The organism is Microbacterium marinilacus (genome assembly GCF_019753765.1).
Lineage (GTDB): Bacteria > Actinomycetota > Actinomycetes > Actinomycetales > Microbacteriaceae > Microbacterium > Microbacterium marinilacus.
In genome coordinates, this window is record NZ_JAIJZW010000001.1 from 500,211 (window position 1) to 523,425 (window position 23,215).

Below are 23,215 nucleotides of genomic sequence, written 5' to 3' on the forward strand. Positions count from 1 at the left end.
GGTGCGGGTGACATGACAGCGAGGTCGATGTGAGCAATACGGCTGCCGTGCCGGCGGTGTCTCCGCCCATCCTCGAGATGCGGGACATCTCGAAGGAGTTCCCGGGCGTGAAGGCCCTGGCGCACGTGAACCTGACGGTGAGGGCCGGCGAGATCCACGCGATCTGCGGCGAGAACGGCGCGGGCAAGTCCACGCTGATGAAGGTGCTCTCGGGCGTGTACCCCTACGGCACGTACTCGGGCGACATCCTGCTGCGCGGGCAGGAGATGCGCTTCCGCGACATCCGCGCGAGCGAGGCCGCCGGCATCGCCATCATCCACCAGGAGCTCGCGCTCATCCCCGAGCTGTCGATCACCGAGAACATCTTCCTCGGCAACGAGGTGCGGGCGGGCCTCTCCATCGACTGGCGCACGGCGCGCTCGCGCGCCGTCGAGCTGCTGGCCCGCGTCGGGCTGAGCGAGGACCCGGACACCCAGATCAAGCACCTGGGCGTCGGCAAGCAGCAGCTCGTCGAGATCGCCAAGGCGCTCAACAAGGACGTCAAGCTGCTGATCCTCGACGAGCCCACCGCGGCCCTGAACGAGGACGACTCGCAGCACCTGCTCGACCTGATCCTCGGCCTCAAGGGCCGCGGGATCGCGTCGATCATCATCAGCCACAAGCTCAACGAGATCGAGCGGATCGCCGACGAGATCACGATCCTGCGCGACGGCCGCACCGTCGAGACGCTCGAGGTCTCCCGCGGCGAGATCAACGAGGACCGCATCATCCGCGGCATGGTCGGCCGGTCGCTCGAGAGCCGCTACCCCGACCGCGAGTCGCAGGTCGGCGAGGTCTTCTTCGAGGTGCGCGACTGGGTCGTCCGCCACCCCACCGTGCAGGAGCGGTTCGTGGTGAAGGGGTCCAGCATCGAGGTGCGCCGCGGCGAGGTCGTCGGCATCGCCGGGCTGATGGGCGCGGGCCGGACCGAGTTCGCGATGAGCGTGTTCGGACGCTCCTACGGCGAGTACGTCTCCGGCACGATCGTGAAGGACGGGCGGGAGATCGAGCTGCCCGACGTCTCCACCGCCATCCGCGAGGGGCTCGCCTACGTCAGCGAGGACCGGAAGGTGCTGGGGCTCAACCTGCTCGACACCATCAAGCGGTCGACGGTGTCGGCGAAGCTGTCGAAGATCTCGTCGCGCGGAGTCGTCGACGAGCGCCTGGAGCACCGGATCGCCGAGGACTACCGCCGCGCCCTGCGCATCAAGACGCCCAGCGTCGAGGTGGGCGTCTCGACGCTCTCCGGCGGCAACCAGCAGAAGGTCGTGCTGGCGAAGTGGATGTTCACCGACCCCGACCTGCTGATCCTCGACGAACCCACCCGCGGCATCGACGTGGGCGCCAAGTACGAGATCTACACGATCATCAACGAGCTCGCCGCGTCGGGGAAGGGCGTGATCGTCATCTCCAGCGAGCTCCCCGAGCTGCTCGGCATCAGCGACCGCATCTACACCGTCTTCGAGGGTCGGGTCACCGACTGCCTCCCCGCCGCCGACGCGACCCCCGAGGCACTCATGCGCAGCATGACCGCCATCCCGACCACGAACGCCCAGAAGGCCCACGCATGAGCGACACGACCACGAACCCCTCGGCCGAGAAGCGCGGCTTCCGCTTCAGCGACATCCGCAGCATGTTCGGCGGCGGCACGTCCGTGAGCCGTCAGTTCGGCATCCTCGGCGCGCTGATCGTCATCATCGTGCTGTTCCAGGTGCTGACGCTGGTCTTCCGCGGCCAGGGGCTCACCCTGTCGAGCGGCAACCTGATCAACGTCGTCAACCAGTACTCCTACATCCTGATCCTCGCGATCGGCATGGTGATGGTCATCATCATGGGCCACATCGACCTGTCTGTCGGATCTGTCGCGGCCTTCACGGGCATCATCGTCGCGAAGTCGATGGCCGACTGGAACCTGCCCTGGCCACTGGCCATCCTGCTCGGCCTCGTGGTGGGGGCGCTGGTGGGCGCGTGGCACGGGTTCTGGGTCGCCTTCGTCGGCGTGCCGGCGTTCATCGTGACCCTCGCCGGCATGCTCTTCTTCCGCGGTGCGAACCAGTGGATCGGCGACTCGCAGTCGGTGCCGGTGCCGAGGGAGTTCGTCTACATCGGCGCCGGGTACCTCCCGGAGCTGGGCGGGCCCTTCAACTTCAACGTCCTGACGATGCTGCTGGCGCTCGCGGGCGTCGTGTGGATCGTGTTCAACGAGCTCCGGCTGCGTCGCGTGCAGGCGAAGATGGGCGCCGACCGAGCGCCTCTCTGGGTGAGCGTCGTGAAGATGGTGGTGCTGTCCGGCGTCATCCTCTGGGCCGGCTGGATGTTCGCGACCGGCCGGCCGGGGACGAGCTTCCCGGTCTCCGGCATCATCCTGCTCGTGCTGGTCATCATCTACGCGTTCGTGACGAACAGCACGGTCTTCGGCCGGCACATCTATGCGGTGGGCGGCAACCGCCAGGCCGCGCGCCTGTCGGGCGTGAAGGACCGCCGGGTCGACTTCTTCGTGATGATGAACATGTCGATCCTCGCGTCGGTCGCGGGCATGATCTACGTCGCCCGCGCCACGGCGTCGGGCCCGCAGGACGGCAACGGCTGGGAGCTCGACGCGATCGCCTCGGTCTTCATCGGCGGCGCCGCCGTCTCGGGCGGCATCGGCACGGTGATCGGCTCGATCATCGGTGGCCTCGTCATGGCGTTCCTCAACAACGGCCTCTCGCTGCTCGGCGTCGACGCCTCGCAGGTGTCGATGATCAAGGGCCTCGTGCTGCTGGTGGCCGTCGGCATCGACGTCTGGAACAAGCAGCAGGGCCGACCCTCGGTCATCGGCTTCCTGATGAACCGCCGGAAGGCCGTCGCCGACTTCAGCGGCGACATCCAAGCTCCCGCCGCGGCGGACGCGGCCGGGAAGAAAGAGAACGCGACTCGAGGCTGAGCCGCGATCTCGTCCCTCGAACAGAAAGTTGACACACATCACATGAAGAAGATCGCTCTCACCGCCACGGCGGCGGTCGCGGCTCTGGCCCTCGGCCTGACGGGCTGCTCCACCGAGCGCGGCGGCGGCACCGCCGAGCCCGGCGAGTCCGAGGCTCCCGCGGGCTTCGAGGCCGGCGCGACGATCGGCGTCGCGCTGCCCGACAAGACCAGCGAGAACTGGGTGCTCGCCGGTCAGCTCTTCACCGACGGGCTCGAGGCCGCGGGCTTCCAGGCCGACGTGCAGTACGCCCCCGCGAGCAACACGGTCGCCGAGCAGCAGAACCAGATCCAGGCCATGGTGACGGCGGGCGCGAAGGTCATCGTCATCGGCGCGAAGGACGGCAAGCAGCTGTCGACGCAGGTCGAGGCGGCGAAGGACGCGGGCGCGTACGTCATCGCGTACGACCGCCTGATCGAGAACACGGAGGCCGTCGACTACTACGTCGCGTTCGACAACTTCAAGGTCGGCCAGCTGCAGGGCCAGGCCCTGCTCGACGGCCTCGAGGCGAACGCCGGCCACGACGCGCCCTACAACGTCGAGCTGTTCTCCGGCTCGCCCGACGACGCCAACTCGTCGGTGTTCTTCAACGGCGCGATGGACGTGCTGCAGCCGGCGATCGACGACGGCACGCTGGTGGTCGGATCGGGCCAGACCGAGATCGGCCAGACGGCCACGCAGGGCTGGCTCGCCGAGAACGCCCAGGAGCGCATGGACGGCATCCTGACCTCCACGTACGGCAGCGAGGAGCTCGACGGCGTGCTGTCGCCGAACGACACGCTCGCCCGCGCCATCCTCACCTCGGTCGACCAGGCCGGCAAGAAGCAGCCGGTCGTCACGGGCCAGGACTCCGAGGTCGAGTCGGTGAAGTGGATCATGGAGGACCGTCAGTACTCCACGATCAACAAGGACACCGCGCTTCTCGTCGAGCAGACGATCAAGATGGTCGGTCAGCTGCAGGAAGGCACGGAGGTCGACGTCAACGACTCCGAGCAGTACGACAACGGCGTGAAGGTCGTGCCGTCGTACCTCCTCGACCCGGTGATCGTCACGAAGGACAACGCCGCGGAGGCGTACGCGAACGTCCCGAGCCTGCTCGAGATCGTCGAGTCGTACGAGTGACGCCGGCGGGGCGCGACGCCCCGCCACGCGAGGGCCGTCCGGTGCAGACCGGGCGGCCCTTCGCCGTGTCCGGCGCGCGCTCGCGGGAGACAGGGACCGTGAGTCGCGCCGACGGGGCTCGAAACGAGAACTTCTCACGCGGAAACGACACCGAATTCCGGCCGTAGCCAAGGCGAAACACACCGGCCGTCTACTTGATCCATGACGACCGTATCCGCCGCCACCGCAGACCAGCCGGACCGCGTCTCCACCCGTGTCAGCATCGCACTGCTCGGCGTCCGCAGCGATGCCCCGGTTCGCCGCACCGGCGGTGCGGGACCGAGCGACGACGGCCACTTCGTCGTCGACGGCGACGGCGCGGCGATCCCGCTCAACCCCGCGAGCCCGTACGTCGTCACATCGCAGGGGCGGCTGACGCTCGAGGGAGCGGACCTCGGCTTCGACGTCTCGCCCGTGGCGCGACCTCGCTTCTACGACCTCGCCACCGCGGAGGGCGTCTCCTACGACAGGATCGCGAAGCTGCACGGGCGCAACGTGCTCGCCACGACCGTCGTGCAGACGTGCGTCCGATACGACGAGAGCGAGCGCTGCCGATTCTGCGCGATCCAGTCGTCGCTGGACGCGGGCACCACCATCGCCGTGAAGACCCCGGCGATGCTGGCCGAGGTGGCGGAGGCCGCCGTGCGTCTCGACGGGGTGACCCACATGGTGATGACGACCGGCACATCGAACGGATGGGATCGAGGAGCCAAGCACCTCGCACGTTGCGTGCGCGCCGTCAAGGCCGCCGTGCCGTCGCTCGAGATCCAGGTGCAGTGCGAGCCGCCCGCCGACTTGCGGGCGATCACTGACCTCTACGCCGCCGGAGCGCGCTCGATCGGCATCCACGTCGAGTCGATGGACGACGAGGTGCGTCGGCGCTGGATGCCCGGCAAGTCGCGGGTGAGCCTCGACGAGTACCGCGAGGCCTGGCGGGAGGCGGTGCGCGTCTTCGGGTGGAATCAGGTGTCCACGTATCTGATCGTCGGCATGGGGGAGGACGAGTCCGAGCTGGTCGACGCGGCCGCCGAGCTCATCGACATGGGCGTGTACCCCTTCGTCGTGCCCTTCCGGCCGCTGAAGGGCACGCTCGCCACCGACGTCGACCACGTGCCGGCGCCTCACCGGGCCGTGCTCAACCGCATCACCGCCCGCGTGGCGGCCCTGCTGCAGGCCGCCGGCATGCGCGGCGAGGATCAGCGGGCCGGATGCGCCGCGTGCGGGGCGTGCAGCGTGCTGAAGACGGCCGGTGCCTGACGTGTTCGACGTGCCGCTGCTCTCGGGAGCTCCGCGGGCGCGGATCGCGTCGGGCTGGCGGGTGGTGCGGGCGGACCGCGCCGAGGTCGAGGCGTACCGCGCGATCCGGCGGGACGTCTTCGTCGAAGAGCAGGCGATGTTCAGCGAGCGCGACGCCGACCGGATCGACGACGACCCGCGCACGATCGTCCTGGTCGCGGTCGACGACGCCGGGCTCGTCCTCGGAGGGGTTCGGCTGGCGCCCGCGATGGACGGGCGGGACATCGGGTGGTGGACGGGCAGCCGACTCGCGGTCCGCCGGGACGCCCGCCGCGCGGGCGGGATCGGATCGGCGCTGGTCCGCGAGGCCTGCGCCGTCGCGCTCGAGCGCGGGGTCCTGCGCTTCGAGGCGACCGTGCAGGAGGCCAACGAGCCGCTCTTCCGCCACCTCGGCTGGCGTGCCTGGGGCCGGACCGACGTCGCCGCCGTCCCTCACGTGCGCATGCGCTGGCCGATCGACCGCATCCGGCGCCTCGTCGACGCCGCGAAGGCCGACCTCGCCGACGTCGTCGGCGGGATCCGTGGCGACGGGCCCGCGTCGCTCGGCGGCCCGGGCTTCGTCGGCGACGACGGCGCCCCGGTCCCCGGCACCGACGTCGTCGCGGCGTGCGACGCGATCCTCCCGGCGATGGTCGAGCGCGACCCCGAGTGGGCGGGATGGTGCGCCGTGCTGGTCAACGTCAACGACCTCTCCGCGATGGGGGCTGCTCCCTCCGGCCTGCTGGACGCGATCGGCGCGCCGACGGCGTCGTTCGCCCACCGCATCGTGGGCGGCATCCGCGCCGCCTCCGAGGCGTGGGCGGTGCCGGTGCTCGGCGGGCACACCCAGCTGGGCGTCGCGCCGTCGCTGTCGGTCACGGCCCTCGGTCGCACCGACCGGCCCGTGCGCGGCGGTGGAGGCCACGCCGGCCACGGCCTGAGCCTCACGGTCGACGTCTCCGGCCGATGGAGACGCGGGTTCGAGGGCCGGCAGTGGGACTCGACGTCCTCCCGTTCCGGGGCGGAGCTGCGCGAGCTCGCCTCGCTCGTCGGGCGCGCGGCGCCCGACGCCGCCAAAGATGTGAGCATGGCCGGCGTCGTGGGCACGGCGGCGATGATGGCCGAGGCATCCGGCACCGGCGCCACCATCGAGGTCGCACGCGTCCCGGCGCCCGCCACGGTGTCGTTCGGCGACTGGCTCACCTGCTTCCCCGGGTTCGGGATGCTCACCGCCGACCGCGCCGGGCACGGCCGCATGCGGACGACGCTCGCCCCCACGGCGTCGATCGGTTCGCTCGACGAGCGACCCGGCGTGCGCCTGCGCTGGCCGGACGGCGTCGAGACGGACGCCGTCGACGCTGCGACGGGCCTCGGAGCGGCCGGAGACGTCATCCAGATGCATTCCGGATGAAACCGAACCGAAACGTCCAGCCGCCAGCCTGAGAACACTCGACGGACCGCCCCGCGCCGGGGCGCACGCTCCGTCTCACCGCCTGCTCCACTCCAACGAAGCGCCACCGACCTCAAGGAGACAACCGGAAATGACCGCAGACATCGACGCGCAGATCGCGGAGAACATCGCGAAGTCGCTCGGGGAGATCCCGCACCCCTCGCTTCCCCAGGGCAGCAACCTGTACGGATCGACCAAGATCTTCCCCGACTTCCAGGCCGAGGACGGCGAGACCTACTTCACCCTCGTGCACGGCATCCCGCACGAGTCGTCGGTCAGCTTCGTCGCGATCCTGCAGGCCACCCGTGCACTGCGGAAGGGCTTCGAGTCGGCGATCTACTTCTACGGGCCCGGCACCCTCGCCTGCACCGCGAACCGCGGCTTCCCCACCACGGGCGACGCGGGCTTCCCCGGCGAGCTCAACATGAACGGGTCGCTGGAGACGTTCATCAAGGAGGGCGGCACGGTCTACTGCTGCCGCTTCGGGATGGCGCTGCACGGCATGCGCGAGGAGGACCTCATCGAGGGCGTGATCCCCGCCCACCCGCTCGACGTGCAGGACGCGGTCATCTACTACGCGCGCAAGGGCGCGATCATCAACTCGACCTACAACCTCTAGGGGCACCGATGTCGATCACCGTCGCATCCGTCTCGGCGAACTTCACGCGAGACCTCGAGCAGAACTACGCGCTGATCGCCCAGCTGCTCGAGGATGCACGCGAGCAGGGCGCCGATCTCGTCGCCTTCCCGGAGGCGGCGATCGGGGGCTATCTGTCGTCTCTCGGAAACCACGGCGACACCGTGCGCACGACCACGCGGTCCCTGCCGCCGGCGATCCGGCTCGACGGTCCCGAGATCGCCCGAGTGCAGCGGCTGGCAGGAGACACCGTCGTGACGATCGGGTTCTGCGAGCTCGACGACGACGGCGAGACCCGGTACAACGCCGCTGTCTGCCTCGACGGCGGCACCGTCTACGGCTCCTATCGGAAGGTGCATCAGCCGCTGGGCGAGAACATGTCGTACTCGGCGGGTGCGGGGTACCGGGCCTTCGACGCCCCCGTCGGACGCCTCGGCATGCAGATCTGCTACGACAAGGCGTTTCCCGAGGCCGCGCGACTGCTCGCGCTCGACGGTGCGGAGATCGTCGTCAGCATGTCCGCATGGCCTGCCGCGCGCACGGCCACCGCGGAGAACCTGCAGGACGACCGATGGACGTACCGCTTCAACCAGTTCGACATCGCGCGCGCACTCGACAACCAGCTGTTCTGGCTGGCGTCCAACCAGTCGGGCACGTTCGGGTCGTTGCGCTACGTCGGCAACGCGAAGGTCGTCGACCCGGGCGGGAACGTGCTCGCCACGACGTTGCTCGGCGCGGGCCTGGCGGTCGCCGAGATCGACGTGGACGAGACCTTCCGCGCCATGCGCGGCGGCATGTTCCACCTGCGCGACCGCCGTCCTGACGTGTACGGCGGCATCGCCGAGACGGATGCGCCCGACGTCAACGGCTGGCGGGAGTCCGCGCATGCCTGAGATGACGTTCGAGGTGCGCTGGCCCGACGGGCACCGCACCGAGCACTACTCGCCGAGCCTCGTCATGCACGACTTCCTGGTGGAGGGCGGCGCGTATCCGGTCGCCGACTTCGTCGCCCGCACGCACGAGGCGCTCGACCAGGCGAGCGAGCGGGTGCGAGCCCGGTTCGGGTTCGCCTGCACGTCCGCGATGCACTCTCAGCAGCGGATCGCCGCCGAGGCGGGCGGCTTCTCCACCGGAGACGTGACGGTGCTGCGGATGGCCCGGCGCGAGGCCGGCTCGTGATTCCGGTCCGGCTCCGCGACGGGGACCACTACCCGGCGGTGATCGTCGGCGGGGGACAGGCGGGTCTCTCCCTCAGCCGTCACCTGGTCGAGGCAGGCGTGCGCCACGTCGTCGTCGAGAGGGACACGGTCGCCCACGAGTGGCGCGACGGCCGCTGGGACAACTTCACGCTCGTCACCCCGAACTGGCACTGCCGGCTGCCGGGCTACGCCTACGACGGGCCCGAGCCCGACGGCTTCATGACGCGCGACGAGGTGCACGCCTGGGTGCGCGGCTACGCCGGGTCTTTCGACGCCCCGGTCGCCGAAGGGGTGGCGGTCACCGGGGTCGCCGCGATGCCCGGCGGCGGCTTCCGCGTGACGACGTCGGCGGGCGCGATCACCGCGGACACGGTGACGGCGGCGACAGGCGGATATCACGAGCCGGTCGTGCCGGGGTGGGCGGACGCTCTGCCCGAGAGCGTCGCGCAGGTGCACTCGCACGAGTACCGCAGCGCCGCGAGGCTGCCCGACGGCCCCGTCCTGGTGGTGGGGTCGGGGCAGTCCGGCACGCAGATCGCCGAGGACCTCCTGCTGGAAGGACGCACCGTCCACCTCGCGCTGGGGCGAGCTCCGCGCGTCGCGCGCTTCTACCGGGGCCGCGACTGCATGACGTGGCTCGCGCAGATGGGCCTGTACGACGTGCCGGTCGCGGCGCGCGGGCTCGCCAAGCGCGAGTCGACGAACCACTACGTCACCGGCCGCGACGGGGGCCGCGACATCGACCTGAGGGCCTTCGCACTGCGGGGGATGCGCCTCCACGGGCGCGCGCTCGGCGTCGCCGGCGGGCGGCTGCGATTCGACGACTCCCTCGCCGCGAGCCTCGACCACGCCGACTCGGTGGCGGAGTCCATCAAGAACGACATCGACGCGTACATCGCGCGCGAGGGGATCGAGGCGCCGCCGGAGGCCCGATACGAGGCGGTATGGCGGCCGGAGCCCGGCGGGTCCGAGATCCCTCTCGACGAGCTGGGCAGCGTCGTGTGGGCGGTCGGCTTCCGCGCGGACTGGTCATGGCTCGGCGATCTCGACGTGCGCGATGCCGACGGCCACCCCGCCCACGACCGGGGCGTCACGCGCGTTCCCGGCTTCCAGTTCCTCGGCCTTCCCTGGCTGCACACCTGGGGATCCGGGCGGTTCCACGCGATCGCGCGGGATGCGGAGCACGCCGCGGCGGCCGTCGTGGCGCGGCTCGGGTCGGCGGCGGCCACGGGGCGGCCGCCCGGCGACGTCCTAGTCTGAGGAGATGGTCTCCGTGACGATGGCCGCCGTGGCAGCCCATTTCGGTCGCGACGTGCACCGCACCCTCGCCAAGCTGCCCGGGATCGTCGAGCAGGCGCGAGGACGCGACGTCGACCTGCTCGTGCTGCCCGACGCCACGATCGGCGGCTATCTGCTGGACCTGCATCATCCGGCGGCGGAGGAGGACGGCGTCCCGCACGCCGTCGATCTCGACGGGCCGGAGGTGGCGGCGATCATCGCGCTCGCCGGCGACATGACGATCTGCTTCGGCATCGCCGAGCGCGCGTGGGACGGGCAGGACGAGGTCCGCTACAACACGGCCGTCTGCGTCACCGGCGACGGGCTGCTCGGCACGCATCGGAAGGTGCACCTGCCGCTGGGCGAGTCCGAGGCGTACCGTCCTGGCGGCGAGTTCCGCGCCTTCGACACCCCGGTGGGACGACTGGGCATGCTCATCGACTTCGACAAGACGTTCCCGGAGGCGGCCCGGTCGCTGGCACTCGATGGGGCAGAGATCGTCGCGTGCCTGAGCGCCTGGCCCGCCAGCGTGACGGACCGCTCGGACCGCATCCGCAACGATCGCCAGGCGCACCTCTTCGACCTGTACGACTGCGCCAGGGCGGCCGAGAACCAGGTCTACCTGGTGTCGTCGAACCAGACGGGCGTGCTCGGCGGCCTGCGCTTCCTCGGCCAGGCGAAGATCGTGGACCCCGCGGGCGAGATCCTCGCCAAGACCTGGGCCAAGGGCGGTCTCGCCGTCGCGGAGGCGGACGTGTCCGCGTCGGTCGCCCGCGCTCGGCGCTCCCTCGACCACATCCATCAGCGAGCCGAGCACGCCTACCGGCTCACGGCATCCGCCTGACCGCCTCCGCGCGGCCCGGGCACGAAGGGACGCGCATGCGCATCGCGCAGCTCACCTACTCGACGAAGCCCCGCGGCGGCGTCGCGCACACGCTCGCGCTGGCCGAGGCGCTGGCGCGGCGCGGGCACGAGGTGTCCGTGTGGACCCTCGGTCGGGGGGACGACACGGGGTTCTTCCGGGACGTCGATCCGGGCGTCCGGGTGCGCGTCGTGCCGTTCCCGTCGGTCGACGGCGAGGACGTCGGGGAGAGGATCGAGAGGTCCATCGCCACCATGTCCGCCGCCTTCGACGCCGACGCCGACGTCCTCCACGCGCAGGACTGCATCTCGGCGAACGCGTTGGGCGCTGCGGGACGCCCCCATGTGCGCACGATCCATCACCTCGACGCGTTCACGACTCCCCGGTTGATCGAGTGCCACGACCGGGCCGTCGTGGAACCGGTCGCGCGCATCTGCGTGTCGCGGGCCGTCGCCGGCGAGGTCGCGGAGGGGTACGGCGTCCGTCCCACGGTGATCCCGAACGGCGTCGCCGCCGAGCGGTTCGCCGCCGCGGCGGGGCCGGAGGGCGCCGCCGCTCGCGAGGCGTGGCGCGCGCGACTGGGCGACTACGTCCTCGCGCTCGGGGGGATCGAGCCGCGCAAGGGGTCGATCGACCTGCTCGAGGCGTTCGCCGTGCTCCGCCGCTCGCGACCCGGGGCGCGGCTGGTGTTCGGAGGCGGCGAGACGCTGTTCGACTACCGCCCGTATCGCGAGCGCTTCGAGCAGCGGGCAGTCGAGCTCGGCATCGAGCCCGAGGTGCTCGGCACGATCGCCGACGCGGACCTGCCGTCGCTGGTGGCCGCGGCGCGGGTGCTGGGGTTCGTCTCGACGAAGGAGGGGTTCGGGCTCGCGGCGATGGAGGCGCTCGCCGCCGGCGTCCCCGTCGTCGCGCGCGACCTGCCGGTGACGAGGGAGGTGTTCGGGCGGGCCGTCGCGTACGCGGCCGACGTCGCCGGCATCGCGGAGGCCTTGCGGTCGGCTCTGGACGGACGCGCCGGAGACCCCTCGGCCGGGCGGAGGCTGGCCGAGTCCCACACGTGGGACTCGGCGGCCGAGCGCCACGAGCGGTTCTACCGGGCGGTGCTGCAGGAAGGCGGGGATCGCGGTGCGCCGATCGATCTCGCGGATCATCGCTGACCGCGCCGAGGCGGAGCCGGACGCGATCGTCGCCGCCGACGAGCGCGGCTCTCTGAGCGCCGCCCGGCTCGACGCCGCCGCCACGACGCTCGCACAGGCGCTGCGGGAGGTCGGCGTGGGGCAAGACGACCTGGTGACGGTGTCGCTGCCCAACGGACGCGGGTTCGTCGTCGCGTGCGCGGCCGTGTGGCGTGTCGGTGCCACCCCGCAGCCCGCCGGTCTCGCGTCGACCGCCGACGAGCGCGGCGCGCTGGAGGCGGTTGCGCGGCCGGCCGCCGCGATCGGCGTGCGACCCGCCCAGCCCGGCACCGCGTGGATCTCTCCAGACACGGTCGAGGCGAGCCTGGCCGACCCGGGAGACGCCGCGAGCACGGCGCGCGGGGCGCTCCCCGACCTGGCGGCCTCCTCGTGGAAGGCGCCCTCGACGTCGGGCTCGACCGGCCGCCCCAAGGTCGTGCGCGCCGCGGCCCCGGCCCTGCTGGACCCGACGCAGCCGGTCGCGCCCTTCCTGCCGTTGCGCGGCGTGCAGCTCGTCGCCGGGCCGATGACGCACTCGGCGACCTTCACCTATGTGTTCCGTGGCCTGTTCACGGGGCACCGCCTGGTGATCCTGCCCCGGTTCGACGAGCGCAGCTGGCTGACAGCGGTGGAGGAGCACGAGGTCACGTGGGGTCTGATCGTGCCGACGATGATGCACAGGATCCTTCGGCTGCCGCCCGAGGAACGGCTGCCCGATCGTCTGCGGAGCGTCGAGACGCTGCTGCACATGGGAGCCCCGTGCGCGCCTTCCCTCAAGCGCGCCTTCCTCGACTGGGCGGGAGCGGAGCGCGTGGTCGAGGTGTACGCGGGCAGCGAGTCGAACGGGCTGACGATGATCCGCGGCGACGAGTGGCTCGCGCATCCCGGCAGCGTCGGGCGTCCGATCGGCGGCACGGAGATCAGGATCGTGGACGACGACGGCGTCGTCGTCCCGCCGGGGACGCCGGGCGAGATCTGGCTGCGGCGTGGACAGGAGCCGTCCTACGCCTATCTGGGGGCGCCGTCGCGCCGGACCTCCGACGGCTGGGACACGCTCGGCGACCTCGGCTGGCTGGACGCCGACGGCTGGCTGCATCTCGCCGACCGCGCCGACGACGTCATCAACCGCGGCGGCGAGAAGATCCATCCGGTGGAGATCGAGCGGGTGCTCGAGACGCATCCCGCCGTCCGCAGCGCGGTCGCCTTCGGGATGCCGGACGCGGAGTGGGGGCAGCGGATCGGCGCCGTCGCGGACGTCCCCGGGGCGCCGGTCGCGGCGGCGGAGCTGGCCGCGTGGGCGCGCGAACGACTCGGGCCCCGAGCGCCGGCCGTGCTGAGGATCGTCGACCGGCCGGTGCGCGACGACGCCGGCAAGACGTCGCGGCGGAGGTGGGCGTCCGTCCTGTCCGATGGAGCGGGTCCGGCTCCGAGGCCGGCTCCGGCTGTTCACTCCCCGGTCGTCGCCGCGTCGGGCGTCTCGCCTATGGTCTCGGGCATGGCGCTCGGATACGACCCCGACTTCCTCTCCATCGCCGTCCCGCTGCCCGGGGTGGGAGGCGAGGCCGCGCGGACCGCCGAGCGGCTCGACTACGTGCACTTCACGGTCGTGCTCGACCGGGAGCGCCGCCTGGCCCGGCTGACCGGCGTGAACGTCGACGGCGGCGCGCTGGCCGACGTCCCCCGCGACGACGACTGGCGTCTGGACGACCGCATCCCGGCGCAGTGGCAGGCGGGCGCAGAGGTCTACGCGCGAAACGACCTCGACCGCGGGCACCTGGTGCGCCGCCGCGATCCGGTGTGGGGTCCGGACGCGCAGCGCGCGAACAGCGACACCTTCCGCTATCCCAACGCCGCGCCGCAGGCCTCCGGCTTCAACCAGTCGGCCGAGCTCTGGGTGGGGCTCGAGGACCACGTGCTCGAGTACGCCGAGGCGCATGACGCCCGCATCTCCGTCTTCACGGCGCCGGTGCTCGGCCCCGACGATCTGCCGTACCGCGGCATCCTCGTCCCGCTGCGCTTCTTCAAGGTCGTCGCGTGGCAGCGGAGCGGTCGTCTCCGGGCCACGGGCTTCGTGCTGGACCAGTCGCCGGTGATCGACCGGGACGAGATCGAGCAGGGCGCGGTGGCGGCGTCGGTGCCGGATCTCGGTCCCTTCCGCACGTTCCAGGTTCCCGTCGCCGACATCGCCGCGCTCACCGGTCTCGACCTGGGCCAGCTCGCCGTAGCCGACGTGCTGCCGCCGGCAGCGCGCGCCGAGCCGTGGCGCTTGCTCTCGGACGCGGGCGACATCCGGTTGTGAGCACCGGTGCCGGTGGTCGGGCGGAGGGTCCGGTCGTCGGATCGGTGGTGCGGGTGATGCGCACGCAGCGTCCCCGCGGGCGGCGCGACGCCTTCGTCCGATGACCGGGCCGTCCGTCCGACGACGGATCGTGCGGACGTCCGAGCCGCGCCCGGCGGAGGTCCAGTCGCGCTCCCATACGCTGGAGGGGATATGGCGCATCTCCTGGGGGCCGAGGCCCTGCACCTCGAATACCCGACCAAGGTCGTCTTCGACTCCGTCTCGCTGGGCGTGAACGAGGGCGACCGCATCGGCATCGTCGGACGCAACGGCGACGGGAAGTCGAGCCTGCTGGCGATGCTCGCCGGCCGGCGGGAGCCCGACGCGGGCCGTGTGACGGTGCGCGGCGGCGTGCGCATCGGCGTGCTCGACCAGGGCGACACGCTCGACGACGACCTCACCGTCGGCGCGGCCGTGGTCGGCGACGTGCCCGAGCACGAGTGGGCGGGCGACGCGCGGGTGCGCGACGTCATCGCGGGCCTGCTCGGCGACCTGCCGTGGGACGCCCGGCTGGGGACGCTGTCGGGCGGGCAGCGCCGACGCGTCGCCCTCGCGCAGCTGCTGGTGGGCGACTGGGACGTGCTGGCCCTCGACGAGCCGACCAACCACCTCGACGTCGAGGCCATCGCCTGGCTCGCCGCGCACCTGAAGCGGCGGTGGGCGGCGAACGCCGGCGGACTGCTGACCGTGACGCACGACCGGTGGTTCCTCGACGAGGTGTGCACCGCGACCTGGGAGGTGCACGACCGCATCGTCGAGCCCTTCGAGGGCGGTTACGCGGCGTACATCCTGCAGCGCGTGGAGCGAGACCGTCAGGCGGCCGCGATCGAGCAGCGCCGTCAGAACCTCGCCCGCAAGGAGCTGGCCTGGCTGCGCCGCGGCGCGCCCGCCCGCACCTCGAAGCCGAAGTTCCGCATCGACGCGGCGAACCAGCTGATCGAGGACGTGCCCGAGATCCGCGACAAGACCGAGCTCGCGTCGCTGGCGGTCTCGCGCCTGGGCAAGGACGTCGTCGACCTGCTCGACGTGTCGGTCGCGTACGGCGACAAGCAGGTGCTGCAGCGCGTCGAGTGGCGACTCGCGCCGGGCGAGCGCACGGGCATCCTGGGCGTCAACGGCGCCGGCAAGTCGACGCTGCTGGGCCTCGTCTCAGGGGCGGTCCAGCCGACGGAGGGCCGGGTCAAGCGCGGCAAGACGGTCAAGGTGGCGACGCTCACGCAGCGTCTCGACGAGCTCGAGGAGCACCTCTCCGAGCCGGTGCGCGTCGTGATCTCGCGGCTGCGGACGACCTACACGTTCGGCGCGGGGTCGAAGGCGACCGAGCTGACGCCGGGACAGCTGCTCGAGCGGATGGGGTTCTCGAGCGCGCAGCTGTCGACGCCCGTGAAGGACCTCTCCGGCGGGCAGAAGCGACGCCTGCAGCTGCTGCTGATCCTGCTGGACCAGCCGAACGTGCTGATCCTGGACGAGCCCACGAACGACCTCGACACCGACATGCTGGCCGCGATGGAGGACCTGCTCGACTCGTGGCCGGGCACCCTGATCGTGGTGAGCCACGACCGGTACTTCCTGGAGCGCGTCACGGACCAGCAGTACGCGATCCTCGGCGGACGCCTGCGGCACCTGCCCGGCGGGGTGGACGAGTACCTGCGACGCCGGCGGGACGAGCAGGCCGCGGCCGAGGGGCGCCCGGCGGCGGCCGCTGCGGCGCCGGCGACGAGCTCCGCCCCGGGGCTGTCCGGCGCGGAGCGACGCGCGGCGGAGAAGGAGCTGACGGCCCTCGAGCGCCGGATCGAGAGGCTCACCACGCAGATCGACGGCTCGCGCGCGGCACTCGCCGATCACGACCAGGCGGACTACGTCGGGCTGGGTGAGAGGATGCAGGCGATCGGCGCGCTGCAGGCCGAGGTCGCCGAGGCAGAGGAACGCTGGTTCGAGCTGGGGGAGCGGCTGGCCTGACCTCTGGGCGCCGCCGGCCCCGCCGCGATCCGGTCCGTTCAGCGCGCGGCGCGCTCGACCGCCTCGACGGCCGCCGCGACGCCCCCGCGCCACGGCGCCCCGTGCCCGGGAAGGACCCAGGTGGCGCCGGTGGACAGCAGCTCTCGCAGCGCGCCGAGCGCCCGCGCGGGCTCGTCGGTGAAGGGAGCGGGCGCGGGCCCCGTGACGCCGGTCAGCACGTTGCGGGTGGTGAGGGCGTCGCCGACGAACACTGCGTCGACGGCCGTCACCCACACCGCGACGCTTCCCGGCGAGTGCCCGGGCATGCCGATCACCTGCGGTGCGCCGGGCAGCGCGAGCACGTCGCCGTCGCGCATGTCGACGGTCTCCGTCAGCCAGGTGGTCCGCAGGCCGCCGCGGCGCACGGCGGATGCAGCGAACCGGAGCACCGCGCCGAGCCGCATGGGCTCTCGGGCGTTCTTCGGCTTGGCGCCGCCCTTCGCCCGATCGGCGTCCGCCGGATGCACGAAGACGGGCACGTCGTGCTCGCGGCGCAGGCGCTCGGCGAAGCCCACGTGGTCCGAGTCGCCGTGGGTGAGGATCACTCCTCGCATGTCGCGGAGGGACCGTCCCATGCCATCCAGCTCCGCGACCAGCTCGCGCCAGTGGCCGGGCAGGCCCGCGTCGATCACGGTGATGCCGTCGACGGTGTCGACGAGGTACGCGGCGACGATGTCGTCGCCGATGCGGTGCAGACCTGGTGCAAGTTCCATGATGGCTACGATACGTAGCCATCATGGCTCACGTCAATAGCTATGGTGGGGTCATGCCCACCCCTGACCGCACGTCGCTCGACGCCATCGTCCTCGCCGCGCGCGAGCTCCTCGAGGAATCCGGCCTCGTCGGCGTGACGATGCAGGCCGTGGCCGGCCGCGTCGGCGTCCGCGCCCCATCCCTCTACAAGCGCGTGCAGAATCGCGACGAGCTGATCCGCCTCGTCGCCGAGGCGACGCTGGGCGACCTCACGCGCGAGCTCGAGGGTGCTGCGGGCGTCGAGGAGGTGCTGGATCGCTTCCGCGCCTACGGGCTGCGACGGCCTGCGGCGTTCCAGCTGCTCATGACTCCGGGGCCCGGCGTGCCGACGGTGAGCGACGAGGCGAACGCGGAGAGCGCCGAGGTGATCCTGGCGGCGTCCGCGGCGCTCGCGGGTGAGGCCCACGCGCTCGAGGCCGCCCGCACGCTCACGGCCTGGGCGACCGGATTCGTGAGCATGGAGATCAACGGCAGCTTCCGCCTCGGCGGCGACGTCGACGACGCGTGGGAGTTCGGCGTCGGCCGTCTCGTCGCCGCTCTCACCGCGCCGCCCGCCGGCTGAGCGCCGGTCCGCCACCCGGCCACGCAAGTGGCGGACCGGCGGCCCGGGATCAGGGTCGCGCGGACTTCCGCGGCTTGATGAGCTGCTCCGGCTCGAGCTTCGCGCGCTTCTCGGCGCGCTTCTCCTTGAGGCTCTTCTGCGGCGTCTTCTTCTGGTCCCGCGCGCTGGGCGACTTTCCTGACATGACTCGCTTCCCCTTCTCTGGCTGGCGGGTGTCCGACCGACCATATCGGGGTTCCAGGGGAAGTCAAATCCCCGGTGAGCGGTAAGAAAAGGGATCGTGGCGCGGGCGGTGGGGACGGCCTGCGTCCGCCACCGCCCGGGGCTGTCAGCGGCTGGTGTAGCCGGCGTCGGCGTGCAGCGTGGTGCCCGTCAGATACGACGAGGCGTCCGAGACGAGCCACAGGCTGGCCTCGGCGATCTCCTCGGCGCGGCCGAACCGGTTCAGCAGGCTCAGCTGCGGCGCGTACTCCTCGGCCGTGAAGCCGAACTGCTCCAGCGCGCCGCGCAGCATCGGGGTGTCGATCGCCCCCGGCGCCACGGCGTTGACGCGGATGTTCTGCGGGCCGTACTCCAGTGCCGCGACCTTGGTCATGCCGACGACGCCGTGCTTGGCGGCGACGTACGCGATGTTCTGAGGCTGCGGACGGAAGCCCGAGACGGACGAGATGTTCACGATCGAGCCGTTGCCGCCCTGCGCGAGCAGCTGGCGGATCTCGTACTTCATGCACAGCGCGGTGCCCTTGAGGTCGACGGCCATGAGGCGGTCCCAGTACTCCTCGTCGAACTCCGCCACGGGCTTGTCGTCGGGGGTCAGGGCGGCGTTGTTCACCGCGCCGTCCAGCCGTCCGTAGCGCTCGACGGTGGCCGCGACCATCTGCTCGACCTCGGCGCCGCGGGAGATGTCGACCTTCACGAAGAACGCGTCGCCGCCCGCGGCGACGATGTCGTCCGTGACGGCGCGGCCCTTCTCCTCGTTGAAGTCGGCGAGCACCACCTTCGCACCGGCCTGCGCGAACAGCCGGGCGGTCGCCTCGCCCATCCCCATCGCGGCGCCCGTGACGATCGTGACCTTGTCCTGCAACACCGGGAATACCATGGCGTCCTCCTTGTCGTTGGCTTTAATCTACACCTGTCGAATAGTCCGAGGAAGGTCCACCGTGAGCGAAGACCCGCGACAGAAGCGAACGCGCGCCGCCCTGAGCGAGGCGCTGCTGCGCCAGCTGGACCGCGGTGAGCTGAGCGATATCAGCGTCGCGTCGCTCTGCCGCGAGGCGGGGGTGCACCGCACGACCTTCTACGGCCATGCCGGCAGCATCGAGGAGTTCGCGGTCGGCATGATCACCGACGAGGTGGACGCGCTCGCGACCGTGGACGGAGGCGGGCCCGACGCACGGGGCGCCTACCGGCAGGCGATGGTCGACCTGCTGGCGCACATCGCCGGCGAGCGTCGCCTCTACCGGGCGCTGCTCGGCTCGCGGTGGAACGGCGCGCTGAGGGTGGCGCTGGACGAGTCCATGCGCGCGCGGGTACGCCTTGCGCTCGAGGTGTTCGCCGGCCGGCTGGGCGCGGACGTGCCCGACGACCGCGAGGACGTCGTCGCGTTCGTCAGCGGCGCGCTGGTCGGCGTCCTCGTCCGATGGGCCGAGAGCGACGATCAGGATGCGGCCGGTCGCGCGGCCTTCGTGCAGGCACTGATGCCCCGGTGGTGGCCGGTGCGCTGACCCGCGCCGGACGGCTGACGCCGCCCGGACCCATCACGGCTGAAGAGGCTCCGGCTCGCCGTCGATGTACCGGACTCCGCTGCGCTTGGCGATCTCGATGACCGGTGACACCGTGAGGCCGGTGAGTGCGGCGTCCTGCCCGACGCGGCTCAGCGCCGTGCGCAGGTGGTCCCGGTCGCGGTGGGCGAGCTGCGCCGTGATGCACGACCCGTCGTCGACCGCCCAGCGGGTCTCGGGAAGGGACGCGAGCACCGCGCCCACGTGGTCCAGGTCGCGTGGGCGAGCGCTCGCGGAGACCACCGTCTCGACGGGGAAGCCGAGCAGCGCGGGATCGACCATCGCGCGGATGAAGACCTGCCCGCCCGAGACGGCGGCGTCCAGGCGGCGGCTCACGGTGGACTTCGACGTGCCGAGCGCGCCCGCCAGCTCGTCGACCGTGGCCCTGCCGTTGTCCGACAGCAGGGAGATGAGCGCGCGGTTGGTCGCGTCGGGCTGCCGGTAGTCGCCTTGTGCCGCCAAGGACACGTCCTCGCTCTGGCGCAGCGCCTCCAGCTGAGCATCGTCGAGGATGCCCGGCGCCCACCCCGACACCGTGCGGTGGAACCGCAGCTCCGGACGGGCGTCGACCTGCTCGACCCCGTCGATCTCCGCGACCCCGGCGACGACGCCCGCCAGGTCGCCGTGCCCGTGGAGGTACTCGCCGACCGCCTCGGACGGGCCGGCGAGCACGCTGACCCACAGGGTGCGGTCGTCCGCGGCCATCCGAGCGGCGATCGACGGCAGGGCGCGTGGAACGCATCGCACCCGCAGGAACGTCGACTGGCCGCCGGCCCGGTTGCGAGGGTTCTCCTGCGCCTTCACGCGGACGGCGCCGGTCTCGAGGAGCCGGGCGCCGTGACGCGCCACCCGGCGCTCCGGCTCGTCCAGCACGGCGGCGATGCGGCGCCACGAAGCCCGTCCGTCGCGCAGCAGCGCAGCAGCGATGAGCCGGTCCAGCCGGCCGAGGGGGGTCATGCCGTCCATGCTCCCAGACGGCCGCGGGCCACGCTCAGCGGGTGCCCTGCGCGGCGGCGTGGAGAACCCGTGGAGGCTCGCGCCAGGCCGGCACGCGTTCCTCGAACGCCGCCGCGACGCGCAGCAGGAGCTCGTCGTTCCGGGGCGCCGTCACCAGTTGCAGCCCGACGGGCAGGCCGTCGTCTGTGAATCCGCACGGCAGGCTCATCGAGGCGCCGCCGAGCGGCGTGAACCGCCACGCCGCTCGCATCCACTGCAGGTAGTCGGACTGGGCGACGCCGTCGATCTCGCGCACCCAGCGCTCCTCGATCGGGAACGGCGGCACCGCGGCCGCCGGGGCGGCGACCACGTCGATCTCGGCGAAGAGCGCGGCGAACCGCTGAAACGCTCTCATCCGCAGATCCTCCGCGCGGGCGAGGTCCGCGGCGGTGAGGTCGAGCCCCCACTCGGTGTTGGCGATCAGCTCGGGCGAGAGGACCTCCCGCGAGGAGGCGAGCACGTCTCGGAAGGACGCGGCATAGCCGTGTGCGCGGAGGATGCGGAACGCCTCGTCGACGCCCTCGAGCTCCTCCACGAGGTCCCGTTCCACGACGATCGCTCCGGCCGCCCGGAGCTCGGCGACGGCGCGCTGCTCGAGCACGGAGCGCACGCGCGGGTCGATGTCGAGGCCGCCCACGGTCGGGCTCCAGGCCACGCGGAGGCCACGCAGCATCCCCTGATCGGGCGATGTCTCTGCGACCGCGGCGAACCGGGAGCCGTCGACCGCGGAGGAGAGGGGGCTCGTGGCCGATGGGCCCGCCAGCACCGCCAGCAGCAGGGCCGCGTCGCGCACGGTCCGCGCCATCGGGCCCTTGACGGGCATCGAGTTCCAGAGGTCGCGCCCGGGCGAGTTGGGTACGAGACCGGGCGTGGGGCGGAATCCCACGACGTTGCAGAAGGACGCGGGATTGCGCAGCGAGCCGCCGAGATCCGACCCGTCCGCGATCGGCAGCATGCCCGCCGCGAGCGCCGCAGCGGCCCCGCCCGACGAGCCCCCGGCGGAGCGCGAGGTGTCGTACGGGTTGCGGGTCACGCCGAAGACGTCGTTCTGCGTGTGCGAGCCGGTGCCGAACTCCGGGGTGTTGGTCTTGCCCATCGGTACCGCGCCGGCCGCGCGAATGCGTGCCACCACATCGCTGTCGTGTGCGGAGACGTGATGCGCGAACCGCGGCGATCCCCACGTCGTCCGCAGGCCCGCCGCCTCCTCCAGGTCCTTGAACGCGGTGGGGAGTCCCTCGAGAGCCTTCCGCGGGGAACCGTCGGCGCGCCGCCGGTCGGAGGCGCGAGCGGCTTCGACCGCGAGCTCGCGATCGATGGAGACGACGGCGTTCACCTGGCCGTTCACGGCGTCGATGCGCGCCAGGTGCTCGGCGAGCAGCTCGGCCGCGCTGAGGACGCCGGTCTCCAGCAGCGCGAGCTGCGTGCGGGCCGGTGCGCGACAGATGTCGTCCGACCCATCGACTGCCGCGCGGGTCATGTGCCCAGGAACGAGAGGATCGCCACGAGCGCCGCGGAGATTCCGGTGGTCATGGCGTGGCGCGCATCGGGGGCGAACTGCGGCGAGTGATTCCCCATCGGCTGCCCTTCGCCGGCGAAGAGGTCGCGATCGAAGGCGCCGAAGCCCCAGAAGACCGTCGGCACGCCGATTGCGTCGCCCAGCCAGCCGGCGTCCTCCGAGCCCATGCCGAGCTCGGCGTGCTCGACGGCGTCCTGGCCGAAGGCCCGCACGAAGGCTTCCGTCACGCGGGGGGTGAGCGAGGCGTCGTTCACCAGCCGGGGGAAGGAGTTGATCTCCTCGATCGTCGGCTCCGGCGCGCGGGAGGCGGCGGCCTCCGCCGAGACGATGCGGCGGATCGCCGACAGCACGGTCTCGCGCGTCTGCTCGTCGGGCGTGCGCACGTTGACGCTGAACACGGCCGTGTCGGGGATGATGTTCTCCTTCAGGCCGGCGTGGAAGGTGCCGACGGTCACGACCGCGGGAGTCCGCGGCGAGAGCTCCCTGGCCACGATCGTCTGCAGGCGTACGACCATCCACGAGGCCAGCACGATGGGGTCGATGGCGTTCTCCGGCTGCGAGCCGTGGGCCTGGCGTCCCCGCACGGTGATGCGCCAGGAGTCCGCCAGCGTGGCCATGGGGCCGGACCGCAGCGCGACGGTCCCCGCCGGGCGCGGCATGACGTGCTGCGCGAGCACGACCTCGGGCCGCGGCGCCTTCTCCCACAGCCCGTCGTCCACCATCGCCCGCGCGCCCCAGGCGGTCTCCTCACCCGGCTGGAAGAGGAGCACGACCGTGCCCGCCCATGACGATCGATGGGCGGTGAGGAGCCGTGCGGCGGTGAGGAGCGCGGCGACATGCGTGTCATGCCCGCATCCGTGCATGACCGGGGCGTTCGTGCCGTCGGGAAGCGTGCCGGTCGCCGAGCTCGAGTACGGCAGTCCCGTGTCCTCGAGGATGGGGAGCCCGTCCGTATCGGCGCGGAAGGCGACCGTAGGCCCGTCGCCGTTGCGCAGCACTCCGACGACGCCGGTGCCCCCGCATCGGAGGCGTTCGACGCCGAGCTCGTCGAGCCGCTCCTCGATGAGCGCGGCCGTCTCGTGCTCCTGCCCCGACAGCTCGGGGCGTGCGTGCAGGTGCGTGTACAGCGCGACGGCGTCGGCGAGCACGGTCTCGTCCAGGCCGATGCCCGCTGCGTCGAGCGTGGTGATGCGGGTCATGGCCGCGTCCTCCTTCTGCTGGTCGGGCGTC

At 72.0% G+C, this 23,215-nt stretch carries 21 protein-coding genes; 15 read left to right on the plus strand and 6 right to left on the minus strand.

Features of this window, described 5'->3' with window-relative positions; translation table 11 throughout:
* Positions 1–77 precede the first annotated feature (77 nt).
* From mmsA to K5S26_RS02320, 13 genes are all read left to right on the plus strand, one after another.
* Positions 78–1,610, plus strand: coding sequence for a multiple monosaccharide ABC transporter ATP-binding protein (gene mmsA, locus K5S26_RS02260; RefSeq protein ID WP_246603518.1), 1,533 nt, complete (start codon positions 78–80; stop codon positions 1,608–1,610).
* Entirely contained in the window at positions 1,607–2,965 is a 1,359-nt protein-coding gene (gene mmsB / locus K5S26_RS02265) for a multiple monosaccharide ABC transporter permease (RefSeq protein WP_221855571.1), read from the plus strand. The genes mmsA and mmsB overlap by 4 nt, the downstream gene beginning before the upstream one ends.
* A 42-nt stretch (positions 2,966–3,007) precedes the next feature.
* Positions 3,008–4,126 carry a substrate-binding domain-containing protein gene (locus K5S26_RS02270; protein ID WP_221855573.1) on the plus strand — a complete coding sequence of 373 codons (1,119 nt, stop codon included), beginning with the start codon at positions 3,008–3,010 and terminating at the stop codon, positions 4,124–4,126.
* A 201-nt stretch (positions 4,127–4,327) separates the two neighbouring features.
* Positions 4,328–5,422: an MSMEG_0568 family radical SAM protein gene (locus tag K5S26_RS02275; RefSeq protein WP_221855575.1), complete on the plus strand. Its 1,095-nt coding sequence runs from the start codon at positions 4,328–4,330 to the stop codon at positions 5,420–5,422.
* Positions 5,415–6,851 carry an MSMEG_0567/sll0787 family protein gene (locus tag K5S26_RS02280; protein WP_221855577.1) on the plus strand — a complete coding sequence of 479 codons (1,437 nt, stop codon included), beginning with the start codon at positions 5,415–5,417 and terminating at the stop codon, positions 6,849–6,851. The genes K5S26_RS02275 and K5S26_RS02280 overlap by 8 nt, the downstream gene beginning before the upstream one ends.
* 130 nt (positions 6,852–6,981) lie before the next feature.
* Positions 6,982–7,509, plus strand: coding sequence for an MSMEG_0572/Sll0783 family nitrogen starvation response protein (locus K5S26_RS02285; RefSeq protein ID WP_221855579.1), 528 nt, complete (start codon positions 6,982–6,984; stop codon positions 7,507–7,509).
* An 8-nt stretch (positions 7,510–7,517) separates the two neighbouring features.
* Positions 7,518–8,420 (plus strand): carbon-nitrogen hydrolase family protein, encoded by a 903-nt coding sequence (locus K5S26_RS02290; protein ID WP_221855580.1) that lies wholly within the window; start codon positions 7,518–7,520, stop codon positions 8,418–8,420.
* The gene (locus K5S26_RS02295) at positions 8,413–8,706 is read left to right on the plus strand and encodes an MSMEG_0570 family nitrogen starvation response protein (RefSeq protein WP_221855582.1); all 294 of its coding nucleotides are present in this window, start codon (positions 8,413–8,415) and stop codon (positions 8,704–8,706) included. The genes K5S26_RS02290 and K5S26_RS02295 overlap by 8 nt, the downstream gene beginning before the upstream one ends.
* Positions 8,703–9,986 (plus strand): MSMEG_0569 family flavin-dependent oxidoreductase, encoded by a 1,284-nt coding sequence (locus K5S26_RS02300; protein WP_221855584.1) that lies wholly within the window; start codon positions 8,703–8,705, stop codon positions 9,984–9,986. Before K5S26_RS02295 ends, K5S26_RS02300 begins: the two co-directional genes overlap by 4 nt.
* A gap of 19 nt (positions 9,987–10,005) precedes the next feature.
* A complete protein-coding gene (locus K5S26_RS02305; protein ID WP_246603521.1) occupies positions 10,006–10,848 on the plus strand; it encodes a carbon-nitrogen hydrolase family protein in 843 nt (280 codons plus the stop codon).
* A gap of 35 nt (positions 10,849–10,883) precedes the next feature.
* Positions 10,884–12,023, plus strand: coding sequence for an MSMEG_0565 family glycosyltransferase (locus K5S26_RS02310; protein WP_221855586.1), 1,140 nt, complete (start codon positions 10,884–10,886; stop codon positions 12,021–12,023).
* A complete protein-coding gene (locus tag K5S26_RS19105; RefSeq protein ID WP_221855588.1) occupies positions 11,992–14,340 on the plus strand; it encodes an AMP-binding protein in 2,349 nt (782 codons plus the stop codon). The genes K5S26_RS02310 and K5S26_RS19105 overlap by 32 nt, the downstream gene beginning before the upstream one ends.
* A 192-nt stretch (positions 14,341–14,532) precedes the next feature.
* Positions 14,533–16,338, plus strand: a complete 1,806-nt coding sequence (locus K5S26_RS02320; RefSeq protein ID WP_221855589.1) for an ABC-F family ATP-binding cassette domain-containing protein — start codon at positions 14,533–14,535, stop codon at positions 16,336–16,338.
* 38 nt (positions 16,339–16,376) lie between these two features.
* On the opposite strand, the gene K5S26_RS02325 is transcribed toward K5S26_RS02320, so the two are convergent.
* Positions 16,377–17,090: an MBL fold metallo-hydrolase gene (locus K5S26_RS02325; protein ID WP_221855591.1), complete on the minus strand. Its 714-nt coding sequence runs from the start codon at positions 17,088–17,090 to the stop codon at positions 16,377–16,379.
* A gap of 53 nt (positions 17,091–17,143) precedes the next feature.
* Here K5S26_RS02325 and K5S26_RS02330 point away from each other — a divergent pair, with 53 nt between their 5' ends.
* Positions 17,144–17,692 carry a TetR/AcrR family transcriptional regulator gene (locus K5S26_RS02330; protein ID WP_221855593.1) on the plus strand — a complete coding sequence of 183 codons (549 nt, stop codon included), beginning with the start codon at positions 17,144–17,146 and terminating at the stop codon, positions 17,690–17,692.
* A gap of 49 nt (positions 17,693–17,741) precedes the next feature.
* Here K5S26_RS02330 and K5S26_RS18925 read toward each other — a convergent pair whose 3' ends face one another.
* Positions 17,742–17,876 carry a hypothetical protein gene (locus K5S26_RS18925; RefSeq protein ID WP_281427089.1) on the minus strand — a complete coding sequence of 45 codons (135 nt, stop codon included), beginning with the start codon at positions 17,874–17,876 and terminating at the stop codon, positions 17,742–17,744.
* Positions 17,877–18,020: 144 nt separating this feature from the next.
* Positions 18,021–18,791 carry an SDR family NAD(P)-dependent oxidoreductase gene (locus tag K5S26_RS02335; RefSeq protein ID WP_221855595.1) on the minus strand — a complete coding sequence of 257 codons (771 nt, stop codon included), beginning with the start codon at positions 18,789–18,791 and terminating at the stop codon, positions 18,021–18,023.
* Positions 18,792–18,852: 61 nt separating this feature from the next.
* On the opposite strand from K5S26_RS02335, the gene K5S26_RS02340 reads away from it, so the two are divergent.
* Positions 18,853–19,416 (plus strand): TetR/AcrR family transcriptional regulator, encoded by a 564-nt coding sequence (locus K5S26_RS02340; protein ID WP_221855597.1) that lies wholly within the window; start codon positions 18,853–18,855, stop codon positions 19,414–19,416.
* Positions 19,417–19,449: 33 nt separating this feature from the next.
* Here the strand turns inward: K5S26_RS02340 and K5S26_RS02345 are convergent, their stop codons facing one another.
* From K5S26_RS02345 to K5S26_RS02355, 3 genes are read right to left on the minus strand one after another with little or no spacing between them, the layout of a single operon-like run.
* On the minus strand, positions 19,450–20,430 hold the full coding sequence (locus tag K5S26_RS02345) for an AsnC family transcriptional regulator (RefSeq protein ID WP_221855599.1): 981 nt from the start codon (positions 20,428–20,430) through the stop codon (positions 19,450–19,452).
* A gap of 34 nt (positions 20,431–20,464) precedes the next feature.
* The gene (locus tag K5S26_RS02350) at positions 20,465–21,946 is read right to left on the minus strand and encodes an amidase (RefSeq protein ID WP_221855601.1); all 1,482 of its coding nucleotides are present in this window, start codon (positions 21,944–21,946) and stop codon (positions 20,465–20,467) included.
* Positions 21,943–23,184: an amidohydrolase gene (locus K5S26_RS02355; protein ID WP_221856018.1), complete on the minus strand. Its 1,242-nt coding sequence runs from the start codon at positions 23,182–23,184 to the stop codon at positions 21,943–21,945. Before K5S26_RS02355 ends, K5S26_RS02350 begins: the two co-directional genes overlap by 4 nt.
* Between the last annotated feature and the right edge of the window lie 31 nt (positions 23,185–23,215).

What these genes read in the sequence shown, in the direction of transcription:
- mmsA (WP_246603518.1), top strand. Translation starts at nt 78, where the DNA reads ATGCGGGACATCTCGAAGGAGTTCCCGGGCGTGAAGGCCCTGGCGCAC.
- mmsB (WP_221855571.1), top strand. Translation starts at nt 1,607, where the DNA reads ATGAGCGACACGACCACGAACCCCTCGGCCGAGAAGCGCGGCTTCCGC.
- K5S26_RS02270 (WP_221855573.1), top strand. Translation starts at nt 3,008, where the DNA reads ATGAAGAAGATCGCTCTCACCGCCACGGCGGCGGTCGCGGCTCTGGCC.
- K5S26_RS02275 (WP_221855575.1), top strand. Translation starts at nt 4,328, where the DNA reads ATGACGACCGTATCCGCCGCCACCGCAGACCAGCCGGACCGCGTCTCC.
- K5S26_RS02285 (WP_221855579.1), top strand. Translation starts at nt 6,982, where the DNA reads ATGACCGCAGACATCGACGCGCAGATCGCGGAGAACATCGCGAAGTCG.
- K5S26_RS02290 (WP_221855580.1), top strand. Translation starts at nt 7,518, where the DNA reads ATGTCGATCACCGTCGCATCCGTCTCGGCGAACTTCACGCGAGACCTC.
- K5S26_RS02295 (WP_221855582.1), top strand. Translation starts at nt 8,413, where the DNA reads ATGCCTGAGATGACGTTCGAGGTGCGCTGGCCCGACGGGCACCGCACC.
- K5S26_RS02305 (WP_246603521.1), top strand. Translation starts at nt 10,006, where the DNA reads ATGGCCGCCGTGGCAGCCCATTTCGGTCGCGACGTGCACCGCACCCTC.
- K5S26_RS02310 (WP_221855586.1), top strand. Translation starts at nt 10,884, where the DNA reads ATGCGCATCGCGCAGCTCACCTACTCGACGAAGCCCCGCGGCGGCGTC.
- K5S26_RS02320 (WP_221855589.1), top strand. Translation starts at nt 14,533, where the DNA reads ATGGCGCATCTCCTGGGGGCCGAGGCCCTGCACCTCGAATACCCGACC.
- K5S26_RS02325 (WP_221855591.1), bottom strand. Translation starts at nt 17,090, where the DNA reads ATGGAACTTGCACCAGGTCTGCACCGCATCGGCGACGACATCGTCGCC.
- K5S26_RS02330 (WP_221855593.1), top strand. Translation starts at nt 17,144, where the DNA reads ATGCCCACCCCTGACCGCACGTCGCTCGACGCCATCGTCCTCGCCGCG.
- K5S26_RS18925 (WP_281427089.1), bottom strand. Translation starts at nt 17,876, where the DNA reads ATGTCAGGAAAGTCGCCCAGCGCGCGGGACCAGAAGAAGACGCCGCAG.
- K5S26_RS02335 (WP_221855595.1), bottom strand. Translation starts at nt 18,791, where the DNA reads ATGGTATTCCCGGTGTTGCAGGACAAGGTCACGATCGTCACGGGCGCC.
- K5S26_RS02345 (WP_221855599.1), bottom strand. Translation starts at nt 20,430, where the DNA reads ATGACCCCCCTCGGCCGGCTGGACCGGCTCATCGCTGCTGCGCTGCTG.
- K5S26_RS02350 (WP_221855601.1), bottom strand. Translation starts at nt 21,946, where the DNA reads ATGACCCGCGCGGCAGTCGATGGGTCGGACGACATCTGTCGCGCACCG.
- K5S26_RS02355 (WP_221856018.1), bottom strand. Translation starts at nt 23,184, where the DNA reads ATGACCCGCATCACCACGCTCGACGCAGCGGGCATCGGCCTGGACGAG.